This is a genomic window from Pseudomonas sp. LBUM1661 (genome assembly GCF_059695925.1).
On record NZ_CP166794.1, the window covers coordinates 2,405,639 to 2,419,487 of the forward strand.

General features: G+C 57.4%; 14 protein-coding genes and 2 pseudogenes. 9 read left to right on the top strand and 7 right to left on the bottom strand.

All coding sequences use genetic code 11. The features are described from left to right. The first annotated feature begins 63 nt into the window (after positions 1-63). The 4 genes from ACA057_RS11135 (at position 64) to ACA057_RS11150 (ending at position 3,624) form a co-directional block, all read left to right on the top strand. A complete protein-coding gene (locus ACA057_RS11135; RefSeq protein WP_497348260.1) occupies positions 64-429 on the top strand; it encodes a hypothetical protein in 366 nt (121 codons plus the stop codon). Between the two features lie 256 nt (positions 430-685). Then, a complete protein-coding gene (locus ACA057_RS11140) occupies positions 686-1,120 on the top strand; it encodes a hypothetical protein (protein ID WP_497348262.1) in 435 nt (144 codons plus the stop codon). After that, positions 1,117-2,592, top strand: coding sequence for an ATPase domain-containing protein (locus ACA057_RS11145; RefSeq protein ID WP_497348264.1), 1,476 nt, complete (start codon positions 1,117-1,119; stop codon positions 2,590-2,592). The genes ACA057_RS11140 and ACA057_RS11145 overlap by 4 nt, the downstream gene beginning before the upstream one ends. Positions 2,593-2,601: 9 nt before the next feature. Further along, complete coding sequence (locus ACA057_RS11150) at positions 2,602-3,624, top strand: sensor histidine kinase (RefSeq protein WP_497348266.1); 1,023 nt, start codon at positions 2,602-2,604, stop codon at positions 3,622-3,624. A 396-nt stretch (positions 3,625-4,020) separates the two neighbouring features. On the opposite strand, the pseudogene ACA057_RS11155 reads toward ACA057_RS11150, so the two are convergent. Continuing rightward, positions 4,021-4,221 (bottom strand): annotated as a pseudogene (locus ACA057_RS11155) (recombinase family protein); the annotation flags it as partial. Positions 4,222-4,375: 154 nt separating this feature from the next. On the opposite strand from ACA057_RS11155, the gene ACA057_RS11160 reads away from it, so the two are divergent. Beyond that, positions 4,376-5,122, top strand: a complete 747-nt coding sequence (locus ACA057_RS11160) for a hypothetical protein (protein ID WP_497348268.1) — start codon at positions 4,376-4,378, stop codon at positions 5,120-5,122. 270 nt (positions 5,123-5,392) lie between these two features. Here ACA057_RS11160 and ACA057_RS11165 read toward each other — a convergent pair whose 3' ends face one another. The 3 genes from ACA057_RS11165 to ACA057_RS11175 all read right to left on the bottom strand — a co-directional run bounded on the left by ACA057_RS11165 (position 5,393) and on the right by ACA057_RS11175 (position 8,452). Beyond that, positions 5,393-6,718, bottom strand: coding sequence for an epoxide hydrolase family protein (locus tag ACA057_RS11165; protein WP_497348270.1), 1,326 nt, complete (start codon positions 6,716-6,718; stop codon positions 5,393-5,395). Between the two features lie 104 nt (positions 6,719-6,822). Continuing rightward, positions 6,823-7,728, bottom strand: coding sequence for an alpha/beta fold hydrolase (locus ACA057_RS11170; protein ID WP_497348272.1), 906 nt, complete (start codon positions 7,726-7,728; stop codon positions 6,823-6,825). 10 nt (positions 7,729-7,738) lie between these two features. Further along, positions 7,739-8,452 carry an SDR family oxidoreductase gene (locus tag ACA057_RS11175; protein ID WP_083376160.1) on the bottom strand — a complete coding sequence of 238 codons (714 nt, stop codon included), beginning with the start codon at positions 8,450-8,452 and terminating at the stop codon, positions 7,739-7,741. A gap of 194 nt (positions 8,453-8,646) precedes the next feature. Here ACA057_RS11175 and ACA057_RS11180 point away from each other — a divergent pair, with 194 nt between their 5' ends. Next, positions 8,647-9,237: a TetR/AcrR family transcriptional regulator gene (locus ACA057_RS11180; protein WP_497348275.1), complete on the top strand. Its 591-nt coding sequence runs from the start codon at positions 8,647-8,649 to the stop codon at positions 9,235-9,237. Between the two features lie 256 nt (positions 9,238-9,493). Here the strand turns inward: ACA057_RS11180 and ACA057_RS11185 are convergent, their stop codons facing one another. Further along, positions 9,494-9,889, bottom strand: coding sequence for a RidA family protein (locus ACA057_RS11185; RefSeq protein WP_497348277.1), 396 nt, complete (start codon positions 9,887-9,889; stop codon positions 9,494-9,496). 140 nt (positions 9,890-10,029) lie between these two features. On the opposite strand from ACA057_RS11185, the gene ACA057_RS11190 reads away from it, so the two are divergent. Beyond that, positions 10,030-10,950: a LysR family transcriptional regulator gene (locus ACA057_RS11190; RefSeq protein ID WP_497348279.1), complete on the top strand. Its 921-nt coding sequence runs from the start codon at positions 10,030-10,032 to the stop codon at positions 10,948-10,950. A gap of 50 nt (positions 10,951-11,000) precedes the next feature. Next, entirely contained in the window at positions 11,001-11,774 is a 774-nt protein-coding gene (locus tag ACA057_RS11195; protein WP_497348281.1) for an alpha/beta fold hydrolase, read from the top strand. Positions 11,775-11,952: 178 nt separating this feature from the next. On the opposite strand, the pseudogene ACA057_RS11200 reads toward ACA057_RS11195, so the two are convergent. Beyond that, positions 11,953-12,173 (bottom strand): annotated as a pseudogene (locus ACA057_RS11200) (transposase); the annotation flags it as partial. A gap of 99 nt (positions 12,174-12,272) precedes the next feature. Between ACA057_RS11200 and ACA057_RS11205 the strand changes: the two are divergent. Beyond that, complete coding sequence (locus ACA057_RS11205) at positions 12,273-12,632, top strand: hypothetical protein (protein WP_497348283.1); 360 nt, start codon at positions 12,273-12,275, stop codon at positions 12,630-12,632. 171 nt (positions 12,633-12,803) lie between these two features. On the opposite strand, the gene ACA057_RS11210 is transcribed toward ACA057_RS11205, so the two are convergent. Further along, positions 12,804-13,559: a bestrophin-like domain gene (locus ACA057_RS11210; protein WP_497348285.1), complete on the bottom strand. Its 756-nt coding sequence runs from the start codon at positions 13,557-13,559 to the stop codon at positions 12,804-12,806. Positions 13,560-13,849: the final 290 nt, after the last annotated feature.

The window sequence follows — 13,849 nt, forward strand, 5'->3', positions numbered from 1 at the left end:
CACCTGTCGCAGGACTTGAGCTGCCGAGGGTTTATCAGATCATAAAGACCGCGATATCACCCTTTGGAAGCCAGCAAGCGTGCCGCCAGCACCGTCATGACCCCACTTTTCGTCTTTGCCTTTCAGTCAATTGCCGGACTCATTGGCACTTGCATCGTGCTACCCCACCCTGGCGTTATCCCGCCATCTACCCGGAACATCGACCACCCCTCCAAGTCTTGGCGAATTTTTTTCCGGGTCATGGCCATCTGCATGTGCAACCTGGGGGCGTGTCTGATGATCATCATTCCACTGGCCAACCTCAATACCGGCGACCTATCGGACGTCACTCGCGCATTGCTACTGCTGGCTCTACCCATTCCCTTGCTCATCGTCTTCTATTGGCTGCTTGCTAAAGCAGTGCGCAGGCAGGTCTGGGATTCAAAATAAGCCTGTCTCATGAAAAGGGGGGTGAGGAGATATCGCCTATTCGCTGATAAACCAGCGATGACTGCTTCTGGCCGATTTCAGTCCGTCGCGAGAGGCAGAAAACGACTGTGGATTCAACCGGTCGATCAAACTGTTTTGCAAAAAAACTTGTTCCGCCAACGTAAATGACAGCAATTGTAATGCTGCGTCCGATTGGGGCTCGATAGCTAGCTATAGGGTGTACCATCAAACTCTGTCCATCAGATATCAGTCAGCCATGTCCACGCTAAGCGAAGAGAGCCGCCAGATCGTAGCTTCTCTGGCGCACCGTGTTGGCCCCAACGCTGACATTGCAAGGATCGCCCAGGCGATCATTTCCATCTTGCGGGATATGGACGTAGCCCTCACGCCCATCATCGGCCAGCAAGGGGTTGACGCGCTTTTTCGCCGTAGCCTCCACCTGTGCGCCTCCACTCATCCGCGTCTGGCCCGCACCTATGACAGGGTGCAGCCCGGCATGGATCTGACTGCCCTCAAGTCCGTAATCGTTGAGCAAAGCGAAGTCGATGCGCTGTTTTTCGGTGAAGTGTTGCTGACTACGTTTTATGAGCTACTGACCACGCTGATCGGGCCCTCGCTCACCGCGCGTTTGCTTCGTGGCATGTGGGAACCTTCTTTGAGCGACACCCCTTCGCAGGAAAATTCGCCATGAGCACCAAAGTGACTATCAACCGTCTGGCCACCGGCGTGCCAGGACTGGACGAGGTGCTGGGCGGAGGATTGCCGGAGTTTTCGTTCAACCTGATTGCAGGCCCGCCTGGCTGTGGCAAAACCACCCTGGCGCATCAGATGATGTTCGCCCTGGCGACACCCGAACGCCCGGCGCTGTTTTTCACGGTGCTCGGCGAGCCGCCGCTGAAGATGCTGCGTTACCAGCAGCAATTCGACTTTTTCGACAGCGAAGCGATCAACCAGTCGATTCGCTACGTCAACCTGGCGGACGACACCCTGGCCGGGAATCTGGACGAGGTGCTGCGGCGCATCGTCAGCGAGGTGGAGGCTCACTCTCCGTCGCTGGTGTTTGTCGATTCATTCCGCTCCGTGGTGCTAGCCAGCCAGACCCAGGACAACCCGAACAACAACCTGCCGCAGTTCGTTCAGCAACTGGGCATGTTGATGACTACCTGGCAGGCCACGACCTTCCTGATCGGTGAGTACTTCACCGAAACCGACACCAATCCGATTTTCACCGTGGCCGATGGCCTGATCTGGCTGCGTCAGAGCGTTCAGCGCAATTCCATGGTGCGCAAGATGGAAATCATGAAGATGCGCGGCCAGCCGACGCTGCCCGGGCTGCACACCTTCCGCATCGCCACATCCGGGATCAAGGTCTTTGCACCCGCCACCCTCAACCCGGTTGAAGCACCGCTGGAGTTCCCCATCAAGCGCCTGAAAATGGGCGTGTCACAGCTCGACGAGATGCTGGGTGGCGGCCTGCCCCGTGGCTATTCCTTGCTGGTGGCCGGGCCGTCGGGCTCGGGCAAAAGTATTCTGGCAGCGACCTTCCTGGCCGAAGGCGCGCGCAATGGCGAAACCGGCGTGATCGCGGTGTTCGAACAACGGCCCAACCACTCGCAGAACGCCACCCTTTCGGGCCTGATCCAGAGCGGACAGGTCGGCCTGGTGGACAGCCGCGCCCCGGACCTGTCCATCGATGAAATCGTGCATTTGCTGCTCAGCGAGATCAGCCGGCTGAAAGCCACCCGCGTGGTGATCGATTCGTTGTCGGGCTTCGAACTGGCGCTGGCACCGACCTTCCGCGAAGATTTTCGCGAGTCGCTGTCGCGCATGGTCACTGCCTTGACGAGCGCCGGGGTCAGCGTATTGATGACCTCAGAGCTGGAAGACCGCTACACCGACTTGCGCTTCAGCCCTTACGGCACAGCATTTCTTACCGACGCAATCATCGTTCAGCGCTACATTGAAGTGCAGAGCCGTTTGCTGCGCATCATGGCGGTGGTCAAGGTGCGGGCCAGCGCCCATTCCGATGAATTGCGCCAGTACCACATCGACAACAACGGTTTGCAGATCGGCGAAATGCTGCCAGATCAGGAGGGGCTGCTCGGTGGTCGACCGACAAAACAGAATTTTGGAGCGGTACGCACAGGAGATAAAAATGTTTGAGCTCGACTCATGAGTAACGCCGGTGGCAAGAATGAGCGTGAGATGGCCAATGCGGCTCACGAACTCTTCCTGCTTGGCCAAAAAACTGTTGAAGCACGCGCCGTATTAGCAGCACTGCAAAAACAATTGAACGACGCCAGTAGCCGGCTGGTGGATACCCAGCAGGTCGAGCAAGTGATCGAGGCAAATCAGCAGTTGGTGCTGGCGATTCTGCTAGCACAATCAGATGCTGCAGCCCCCCCTCGCTTGGAGGAGCAGCGTTTGTACCAGGAGCTGCGCGAGGCCAACGCGCAGCTGGTCATAGCTGCGCTCAGCGCTCAAGACCTTCAGGCTGCAGCCGAGCGTGCATTGAGTCAGCAGAAAAGCGTACTTGCGATGGTGGCCCATGAGCTGCGAAATCCATTAACACCCATCAGCATGATTGCAGAACGTATGGTTCGACTACCTAGCGATCAGCTACCGCGGATGCGTGAGTTGATCGAGAGCCAAGTACAGCATATTTCACAACTGGTCGACGATCTGCTTGACGTCTCCCGCGCCAGCACGGGTAAGTTGCGAATTGATCGCCGCGATGTCGACATGCTGCAAATTCTGAGTGACGCTGTTGATGCGTGTGGCCCTGTGATGACCGCGCAAAAGCAGCATTTCGACGCCCATCTTCCTGATGGTATCTTGATGGTGAGTGGTGACCCAGGACGCTTGGCTCAAATTCTCCACAATCTACTGGCGAATGCGGCCAAGTACACTCCGGCCGACGGTAGTATCAAGCTGTCTGTAACGGTAGAGGCCGACGTTTTGAAGATAAGTATTTCCGACAATGGAATTGGAGTTTCGGCCAAAGCACTGCCTTTTATTTTTGACCCTTATGTTCAGGACGAACACGCCATAGGTTTCAACGGGGCCGGCTTGGGCATTGGGTTGACCGTAGTTCGGGAGCTGGTGGAAGCACACGGCGGCAAGGTCACTGGTACGAGCGAGGGTAATGGGAAGGGAAGTGAGTTCGTGGTGACGTTACCGTTGCTCAACCATTAACTTCTCATTAGCGCCAACTGGCGGAAACCGAAAAACTGGAGCTTTAGCTTCGGAGACTAAATTTCCATAAGCGTTTGCCAGTGTCCGCCTGTGGTTGCGGAGCAAGGGCTGCCTCGGAAAGCTTAATGGGCAAAGCTCATCGCGAAGGTGAGGGCCCTTTGTTTGAGACCCTGATTGATCGTCCACTCGAGCATTACAATCTACCCATGAAAGACAACCCCTTTGTCGCTCTACACTTATGTCTTTGTATTATATGGATCGCGACAGTCATCTCGATGATCTATTGGTTCAGTCCCGTAACACGTTGATCGAAACCACCTAGCTCCCTCAGTTGAATTTCCCCCTGCTACGAATGACTGCTAATGGCTGTGGATTCAACCGGTCGACGCAACACAACTAAATTCTGTGTAAGCAGTTGGCGTGCCTGGCTGTTGCGCGGATGCCAAGGCCTGCACCGAGCAGTTCCGTAACGCGCTTGTGTAGATCTTCATCAATCGGCCGGCCCTGATACTTACCGGCAGCTTTGGCCTTCTCGATACCTTGGGCCTGACGCTCGCGACGTTGCTCGTAATCCTTGCGCGCAATGGCTGCCATCACGATCCTGGAGCGTTGGGCTATCGTTCACCAAACTACTACGCAAAGGGTTTGAAGCGAACGCCTTAACCTCTGACTTCTTGGCGTCCGCCGCCAGGGGGCAGGTTCATGGATACCCTTGGGGCAACGTCGCCCCGACATAACTGAGGGCGAAAGGATGAGCGCACGGGATGTCAATCCGGTTTCAACGCAAGCAGCCTTGCAGGCGCTGGGCTTCAGGTGTGAGCCGAAGGTGTACTCCGAGCAAGAAACTGGCCTGTCATATGACTTTGGCAGCTTTAAGCTGACAGCAGCCCGCATGATGAACCTGCAGATGCGCGAGGCTTGGCACCTTTCCGGACTGGTCGCCACATCACGATCCGTCGCACAAATCGAATTCGAAATGCCACTGCAGGTTGACTCCGTCGAACAGTGTGCGGCTTGGATTGCCTGGGCGCTTGAACGCCAGCTTCCTCGCAATGAAAGGCTTGTTGCCAGCTTTAAACAAGAGCTGGTGATTCTGGGGTTGCAGCATCAATCGACGCTCCCTTGGGTACGCCGGCAGGCTGCGCATGCAGCCCGTCCACATTGCTGGGTAGAACGCTCATGGATGCGCCTGTTGTTAAAAACGCTGGCCGGGCACGTCAGCAAGGACGACCCGGACGACCAGATTTCAATTCGGTTTGATGGTGCCGTGCTGTCATTTCATGGGCGAGACTGGACGATTCCCGTCCCTGCAAACGGCAATGCATGGACTGCCCCGTATGCAATTAAGGTTAGAGATTTCAGCAGCTTTCCGGCCCGGTTGATGCAAACAGAAATCGGCGTGTCGATCTGGGAAGACATCCTAACAATCGGTAAACGCTTTTATCGCGGGATAGCCATTGCCCAGTCTGCTGCACCGACCCAACATGCCCCGCTCTGAGTATTGATTTGAGCGAAACCGAAACCTGAGCCGAACACACCGATCATGCGTTAACCACAGAAGATTTCGACCCGCGGGTTCTAGACTACGCGACTACTGGCTAGTAGGCGAAAGCGCATGATGTGATTGGCTGCTAGTGGCCGTTTTTTCCCTGCCGCGAAGGACGGCAACCGACCCAAAGCAGCCGGTCAGCGTCAGCAGCCAGATGGACATCGGTGTATGGCCTACCCGGTAGTTCAACGGGCAGACCAATGCAACGCAACGCAATGCTTACCGCAAGGTGCGGAAGGCTGCGCGCAGTTCTTTGGCGAACAATTCAGGCTGTTCCCAGGCCGCGAAATGGCCGCCCTTATCCACTTCGTTGAAATAGATCAGGTTGGGATAGGCGCGCTCGGTCCAGGATTTCGGCGCCTGATAGATTTCGCCAGGGAACACGGTCACCGCGACAGGGATCTTGATATCCCGGGTCTTCTGTTCCACGGCATTGAAGTTGTTGGTGTTGTTTTCCCAGTACAGGCGAGCGGAGGAGACGGCGCTGTTGGTCAGCCAATAGAGCGAAATGCCATCGAGTATTTCGTCTTTGGTCAGGGATTTTTCCGCATCGCCGCCACTGTAGGTCCACTGGTTGAATTTATCGAACATCCACGCGGCCAGGCCGGCGGGTGAATCCGACAAACCGTAGCCGACGGTTTGTGGCCGGGTGCTCATCATGGCGCCGTAAGCCGCATTTTTGCCGAAGAAGGTTTTCAGCGACTCATAGGCTGCGGTCTCCTTGGCCGACAGACCGGCGGGCGGCGGGGTGCCGTCGTTGATGGCCTTGGCGACATCGGCAGGCACGGTGGCGGGCATGTTCACGTGAATCCCCAGCAAGCCGGGCGGTGCCTGGCGTCCCATGGCGTCGGCGATCACCGAGCCCCAGTCGCCACCTTGCGACACGTAACGCTGGTAGCCCAGACGCTTGACCAACACATCCCACGCCATGCCGATACGGTCAGGCCCCCAGCCGCCGTCGATGGGTCTCTGCGAGAAACCGTAGCCGGGCATCGACGGAATGATCACGTCAAAGGCATCTTCGGCACGACCGCCGTAGGCCGTCGGGTCGGTCAGCGGGCCGATGGCCTTGGTCAGCTCCAGAATCGAACCGGGCCAGCCATGGGTGAGCAGCAGCGGCAGGGCGTTGGGATGTTTCGATTTGACGTGGATGAACTGGATGTCGAGGCCGTCAATGTTGGTTACGAACATCGGCAAGGCATTGAGTTGGGCTTCAACTTTGCGCCAGTCGTATTGCGTCCCCCAGTAACCGACGAGTGCCTGCAGTTTCTCAAGCTGCACGCCCTGGGATTGGTCGCTGACCGTTTCGCGGTCGGGCCAACGGGTCGCCAGGACGCGTTTGCGCAGATCGGCCACCGCGTCCTCAGGAATGTTGACCTTGAAAGGACGAATGGCGCTGTCCTTCTCGACGATGGCGGCGGCCTCGGGCGTTGTAGCGGCCCGGGCGTAAGAGGGCGAGACGAGGGCGACCAGTGCCAAGGCACCAGCGGTTACTGAAACAGCTAACAGGCAGCGACGAAACGCCGCAAACGATAGTGCTGACATGGTCGTACTCCAGGGGATTGGGGCGATAAAACAGGGACTACATTGGATTTCCTTACGGCGACGGCGTGTCGCTCAAAGGGTTTTCGAAAGCGATGGGATTCGGCCTAGTCCAGGAAGGCATTGGTTTGCTGCACGAAATCGTTGGCGTACTGGAACAATGCGCCGTGCCCCGAACTTGGATAGATCAGCAACTTGGCGTTCGGAATATGCTGTTGCAGCGTGTAGGAGTTCTCGGTGGGCACCATCACGTCCTTGCTGCCGTTAACCACCAAAGTCGGCTGGGTAATCTGGCTCAATTGCGAAAAAGTGCCGTCACCGGGAGCGCTCCATTTGCCCAGCGCCGCGCCTTGGGCCGCGATGACCTTCATCGAACTGAGCTTGTCGAGGCCTTCCGTGCGCTGGTGACGCCTTTCCCAGAATTCCCGTGCGGCCTGCTGGCTTGCGGGTGCCGGATCGAAGAACAGATAAGCGGTCTCTTCCTGCGTGGCGATCGATTCGCGCAACGCAATCCCCGGAACCCGGGGATCATGTCCCGAGACCCCGCCACGCGGCGACGTTCCCGCCAGGATCAGCCGGCGCACCAGTTGCGGATGACGCAACGCTACTTCCTGCGCCACCATGCCGCCGATTGAGAAGCCAAGCACGTCGACCTGCGTCAACCCGCGGGCGCGAGCAAAGGCAGCGACGTGATCAGCCATGGCTTCGAACGAATCGGGTGTTTCACCGCTGCTGAGGCCCACGCCGGCATTGTCGAACAGGTAGACGGGCCGTTGCTGCGCCAGGCCATCAGTCACAGCCGGGTCCCAGTAATCCATGTTGCCGCGAAAGTGCTGGAGCAAGATGACAGGCACGCCCGTCTGCGCGCCGAACTGGCGATAGGCATACCGCACACCGTCAGCTTCAACGAATTGATTGGGTGCGCTGTTATGGGTGGCCGCCGGCGCGGCGATGGCGCCGCTGACCGAGATGGCTAAGACAGCCCCGAGGGCCAGTCGCTGGAAGAGGTGCATGGTGGGCTCCTTACGCGACGGTTTCGGGATTCAGGTAAGCCGCTTGCTCAGTCGACAGGCTGGCCTTTATGGCGCGTGTGCCTGTGTCTGCGAGCACTTCTTTCACGCCGGCTTCCACGCCGTCCAGCGACTGGATCACGACGTCGGATGGCTGGACTTTCGGTACGTCAAAACCGTGGGTCAGGTCGGTGTCGATAAAGCCGACGTGCAGGCCTTGCACGCTGGTGCCCTGGCCTTGGAGTTCAATGCGCAGCGAGTTGGTGAAGCTCCATGCAGCCGCTTTCGATGCCGCGTAGGCGGACAGGAACGGCGCGGCAACCCAAGCCGCATCCGACAATACGTTGACGATCGCGCCGCCGCCGTTGGCTTTAAGTACAGGGGCGAAGGCCAGGCTGACGTGCATGACGCCGTAATAGTTGGTTTCGAAGATTTCACGAGCGGCTTCCACCAGGCCAGGATCGAGCATCGATGGCAGAAGGCGGGCAATGCCGGCATTGTTCACCAGCAACGTCACATCACCTGCCTGGGCCACCGCCGCGGCTACTGATGCCGGGTCGCTGACGTCAAGGCGAATGGCGATCACCCCCGGAATGTTGACACCTTCAGGGTTGCGCACTCCGGCGTAGACCTTGCTCGCACCGCGGGCCACGAGCTCTTTTGCGAACGCGAGGCCCAGACCACGGTTGGCGCCGGTAACGAAGGCTACGGAATTTTTTATTTTCATGAGATGTACTCCGGTTGGATGAGCGGTTATCGCCCTGTAAGATTGCGATCGCAATCATTGAATTAATAATGGTGGTCGCATTTATTAAAGTCAACATAAATATTCTGTACGTAATAAAGCATGGTAAAGCAGTGGTTGTGGTTAATTGTGATCGCAATCATAGTGTGCAAGGATGAGCGCAGAGGAGCCCCATCATGAAAATCTCGAAAGAAAAATCAGAAGCCAATCGCGCCGCGCTGGTGGAGACCGCCAGCCGTCTGTTTCGCGAGAAAGGGATCGATGGTGTGGGCGTCGCTGAAATCAGCAAGTCGGCCGGCCTGACCCACGGCGCGCTGTATGCGCACTTCCCCTCCAAGGAAGCGCTCGCCGCCGAGGCACTGGCGTGGAGCCTGGAGCAGGGCAATGCCAAGCTTTATACGGGCACAGTCGATGGCGAGCCGGACCTGGAGCGTTTCCTGTCCGACTATCTGGCGGTGGACAGCCTAGACAACTACGCCGAGCACTGCGCAATGGCCGCGTCCGCCAGCGAAATCGGTCGTCAGGATGTTGCGATCAGCGCGAAGTTCACCGAGGGTTACATGGTGCTGGTGCGGGCGTTCGAGCGCAGGGTCGCCGCTAACAACCCTGACGTCGACGCACTGGCCACCGCCATGGGCATCGTTGCGGCCATGGTCGGCGCCCTTTCGGTTGCGCGCGCCACGGCGAAGGCTAGGCCGGAGGTGTCGGCCGAGGTGCTGCGAGGCGTGCGTCACATGATCGACGCCGCGCTCTGCAAATCGGTTTGATTGGAAAGACATGCGATAAAAAAGGTTGATGCAATGAGCTAAATAGATGAATCGAGGTTCGCCACTATCACCTTATTGGCGTTGGCGGCCCTAGTTTGAATGTCTGCTTTTGGCTGTGGATTCAACCGGTCGAGACAAGCAGAAAACGGCCAGAAGCAGACGGTGACATCAGGCAGAAACCGACCGGGAGTGGAGGGTCGCTCCAGGAAAAACAAAATGGTTTCCTTTGGCGGTCGGAGGAGGGGTTTGGCCGGCTCTACTGCGGTAGTTTGGCGATCACCTTGATCTCGAAGTCGAAGCCGGACAACCAGGTCACGCCGATAGCGGTCGCCGTCGGATAGGGCGCTTCGCCCCAGGACTCGGCCGCTACTTCCCAAATGGTTTCGAATGTCGAGTCGGGGTCGACCATGAAGATGGTCGTGTCGACCACATCCTCGAAACGACTGCCGGCTTCGGCCAGGATTGCGTTGAGGTTGGCGAAGGCCAGGCGAACCTGTGCCGCGAGGTCCGGTTCGGCCGAGCCATCCTTGCGGCTGCCGACCTGACCGGATACGAACAGAAAACCGTTGGAGCGAATCGCCGGCGAGTAGCGGTGGAGCTCGTACAGAGCATGGCGGTCAGGCGGGAAAACGACATCACGTTTGCTGGTCATTGCAGACTTCCTTCGGGGCCATCGCGGCCCGCTGTTGATGATGGAGCCACTGTAAAAAGACGACCAACCTGAATAAACAAGCAACTCTGGTCATGACTGTTTGTAGAATCCAAACTATCCAGACCCGAGTGAGGCGTGAAATGGACCGTTTCGATGCAATGCAGGCCTTTGCCCGAGTGGTGGAAACCGGCAGCTTCACCAAGGCGGCAGCCACCCTGCACATGAGCAAGACCACCGTGACGCAGCTCGTTCAGCAACTGGAAGCGAGACTGCGCGTGCGCCTGCTCAACCGCACCACACGCAAGGTCAACGTCACCGCCGATGGCGCGGCCTACTACGATCGCGTCATCCGGCTACTGGTCGATATGGACGACGCCGAGACCAGCTTGTCCAGCGCGTCGATGACCCCGCGCGGGCGACTGCGGGTGGATGTGCCCAGTCCGCTGGCGCGAATGCTGCTGGTACCCGCCTTGCCGGGGTTCTTTGCACGCTACCCGGAAATCCAGCTGACCTTGGGTGTGAGCGATCGCATGGTCGACATCATTGGCGAAAACGTCGACTGCGTGGTGCGTGGCGGCGAGATCACCGATCAGTCCCTGGTGGCAAGACATGTGGGCGATTTGAAACTCGGCATTTATGCCGCGCCCGGCTATCTGCAGCGCTGCGGTACGCCGGCGCACCCCCGTGAGCTGGAGGAGAGCAGGCACAGCACCGTCGGTTTCCTCTGGTTTCGTACAGGCAAAACCCTGCCTTACGCCATGCAGCGGGATGAGGAACGCATCGAGGCTCAGGGCCGCCCGCAACTGACGGTCGACGACGGCAATGCGTACCTCGCCGCCGGCCTGGCTGGTCTGGGCATGCTTTGGCTACCGCACTACATGGCCAAACCGCACCTGGTCAGCGGCGAGCTGCTGCCGCTGTTTGAGGACTGGCACATGGCGCCAATGCCGATGTATCTGGCATTCCCGCCGAATCGTCATGTCAGCGCCAAGGTGCGGGTATTTATCGACTGGGTCATGGAATTGATGGCCGAGCATGCGCCGGTGATCGGGCGGGTTTGAGGGGGCTTTCGGCTATCGGCCAGAAGTGTCGGGTTGGCCAAGGGGAAACCATGACCACGCAGAAGTTAACCGTTAAAGGCTTGCAGTTGAACGTTTCCATCCGCGGGCAGGGCTCACCGCTGCTCTTGCTCAACGGCCTGGGTGGTTTGATCCATACCTTCGATCCCCTGCGTGATGAACTGGTGGACTACAGGACCATTACGTTGGATGTGCCCGGGGTCGGCAAATCGCAAATGCCTCGATGGCCGATGCGTCTGCCGCACCATGCCGACCTGATCGCCGAGATGCTCAAGCAATTGGGAATCGACCAGATCGATGTGTTCGGCGTGAGTTGGGGCGGTGCATTGGCGCAAGAATTCGCCCTGCGCTACCCGCGCATGGTGCGCCGGCTGATCCTCGCGGCGACCTCGGCCGGCCCGGCGATACTGGTGAAGCCCGCCGACATCCTGGATTTCTTTGGCAGGAGCAAAACCGCCAAACTGCCCAAGCAAGAAGGCTCGCGCAATTCGATACAGACGCTGCTGCGCTTCGGTGTAGTAAACGGGATGCTCACGGTCAACCCGCGGACCTATTACCACCAGCTCACCGCCTTGGTCGGCTGGACCAGCCTGCTGCGGCTGTTTCGTCTGCGCCAGCGCACGCTGATTCTCACTGGCGAACGCGACACCCTGGTGCGGCTGTACAACGCGCACATTCTGCACCGCACCATTCGCCGTGCGAAACTGCACGTCCTGCAGGGCGAGGGGCATTTTTTCGTGGTGACCAGCGCCAGGCGAACCGCCGAAGCGATACGCGAATTCCTCTGCCAGCAGCACGGCGATTAAGAGCCCGCGCCAATGATCGCTAACGGCATCTTCACGAACTCCAGTAACGGTGCAACGTCAGGCCTTTTTCAACGTTGGTATAGCGCCAAATGAGCTCTTCTCCAGCCGGACAAATGTATTCGTTTTTCACCGTGTCATAGATGAAGCCATCGTTATTGGAGCGCCCGTCTGCTTTGGCTAGGTAGCCGTAGATGTAGATCTTCAGCAGAATCGCGGGGTGGTAAGCAGGTCGGCCAGTGTCGGCTGGAATAACGCCCTCAAAACCCAGTTTGACCAGGTCGAGTTCATCGACGAAGACGTCGACTACGCGCACCGGATTGGTATCGCTGACATAGTCATCGAGGCTCTCGGGAAGTAACGTACTTTGGCCTCGATGTTCACCTGGATAAAGCGCTTCATAGGCGATCCTTGCGATGATTTCCAAGGAAATTATAGGTGGTCGCGCAGGTTCAAGAGAGCATCTTGGTGCGGCTACCCAACAGGTAGTAGGGAATCACAATGGCTGAATACCGTTACACGAACGCGGACAGATTGAGTCAGCTTAAGAAACTAGAGTCAGCACTGCCCGAACTGATACGGGTCGCTAATTCCACTCCAGCGATGACTTACGTTGAAGATTATCGTCTGGCGCTGGCGAAGGCCGTTGAGCTTCAAAAAGAGGGCTTTACCCAAAATCAACTATCAGCCCTAGCGCGAGCCATCCCGGATGTTTTCTATCGACATAAAGATTGGATGCCCCCCATGCACCAGATAGAAACTGGTGAGTGGGTTGAGCACGAGTGGTGGACGTTGCTTGATGAAAAATTACAACCTGTCCTGAATCTTGCCAGAACGTTGCAAACGCTTGGGTACTACTAGTTACCTGCGGCAGCATTGTTGATTTATTCGCTTCCGATTTTGATGGCTTCGTTTTTACACACTCTCGGCCGCTACCTGCCTCTCGCGACGGGCAGAAAACGCCAGAAACGGACTTTCGATTTCGTCCGCTCCGAAAGCAGCCATTCAGAAGGCAAGTGCCCAACGAACCGCCTAGAGCTGCATAACGGCGAGCGCCCTGCGCAGGGGCTCGTCGGATATCTGGATAGGGCCGTGAAATGGCACATCCATGTCCAATACAAGGTAAACAGAAGCCGCGATGAGCAAGGATGAGATGATGAACATTCCAATCACCATCGAGTTGCGAGGAGCGCGGTATCCAAAACTGGCGAAAATGAGCGTTAACCAAGCAACCAGCATCCCAATCAAAGGGCCCGGAATCGCTCCCTCTGACTGCTCGACGATCCTCCAACGTTGCTCGATGAGCGAATGGTATTGCTGCCGGATATCCTGAAGCATCGTTTCATGGAAGCGATCCGGAGGCTTTATACCGGTCAAAGACTTGCCTATGTCATCCAAGTATCGAGCCGCTTCGCTGTTGCGATGCTGCAATGCCTCGTCACCTCGATACGGGGTCTCGATAGCGCGCTCCAGATAGGTGATCAGGCGGTGGCGCGTCTCTTGTGTCGCATCTCCATAGCCTCGTAGCGTACGGTCAAAAATAATCAGGCTGGTTGCATACCCATGGAAGTTTGTATCAATGGACTCGAAGGTATTCTTGGCAGAATTAATCATCAGACCAAAGACCAGCGACGTCATCACCACAAAAATGTTGGCTACCAGGCGAATGACGGTGTTGGTGTCGTCATCCCTGTGGTGGGACGCCAGCTTAGGGTACCAATGCATCATGAGAAGCGAGGCGGCAACCAGGCACCCGAAAATGGCCAGTGCGATCCAAAGAGAGTTCATGCATCAGCGCCCTGATCATGTGGAGTCAAGTCTTGAAGAATAGACTGTCGGGTGTTCTCGCAGTGTTGCTCTTCAGATACAGGTTTGGTTTTGGGGGATGACTGCGATATTCGGTCGATTGCAGCCCTTCATGACAGGCTGTCATCGGCCAACAGCGAGCTGCCGATTCCATAAGAGAAAAGCACAGATGCATTTCTCCAATCTAAAGAAAGTCAAACGAAGGACGGTCGTCAACAGGGTATTCCGGTCAGGAATACACCCATGAAAATCATGAATTTTATTTATCGCTG